This window comes from Rathayibacter sp. AY1F4 (assembly GCF_002931775.1).
GTDB lineage: Bacteria > Actinomycetota > Actinomycetes > Actinomycetales > Microbacteriaceae > Rathayibacter.
This window is the reverse complement of the sequence record NZ_PSVE01000052.1, coordinates 1-699: the sequence shown is the minus strand read 5'-3', so window position 1 is coordinate 699 and position 699 is coordinate 1. Positions and strand designations below refer to the sequence as shown.

The window sequence follows — 699 nt, the reverse complement described above, 5'->3', positions numbered from 1 at the left end:
GTCCCTCCCCCACCCCTCACCGACGGAAGGACGAGCGCCGTGGTCTCCCTCCTGAGCACGCTCCCCGCCCCGGACACCGAGGCGCCGCCGCCCAGCGCCGGCCGACCCCGCCGCCACCGCCGCGACCTGGCCCCGTACCTCTACCTCTCCCCCACGGCGATCGTGATGATCGTCCTGATGCTCGTCCCGGTCCTCATGGTGATCGGGTACTCCTTCTTCGACAACGTGATCACGAACCCGAAGCCCGTCTTCGTGGGACTCGCGAACTACGCGGAGGTCCTGGGAGACCCGGGATTCGTGAAGGCCACCGGCAACACGATCGTCTTCGTCGGCGCGAGCGTCGCCGCGCACCTGGTCCTCGGGCTCGGGTTCGCGATGCTGCTGAACTCTCCGCTGGTCCCGACCGTGGCGAAGTCGCTGTTCCGGGTCGTCTACGTCCTGCCGTGGCTGTTCACCGTCGCGATCATCGCGGTGCTGTGGCGGCTCCTGCTCAACCCGAACGGCGTAGTCAACTACGCGCTGATCTCCCTCGGCCTGACGGACAAGGGCGTCGAGTGGCTCGCCTCGCCGGCGACCGCGCTGCTCTCCGTGACCGTGATCAACATCTGGGCGGGCTACTCCTTCTACATGATCACGCTGCTCGCGGGTCTGCAGGGCATTCCGCACGACCTCTACGAGGCGGCGAAGGTGGACGGGGCG

At 68.2% G+C, this 699-nt stretch carries 1 protein-coding gene; it reads left to right on the top strand.

Annotation, left to right across the window (positions count from 1 at the left end; genetic code table 11):
• Positions 1 to 39: 39 nt before the first annotated feature.
• Positions 40 to 699, top strand: a 660-nt coding sequence (locus C5C59_RS16950) for a carbohydrate ABC transporter permease (RefSeq protein ID WP_258062816.1), incomplete at its 3' end; no start/stop codon positions are given.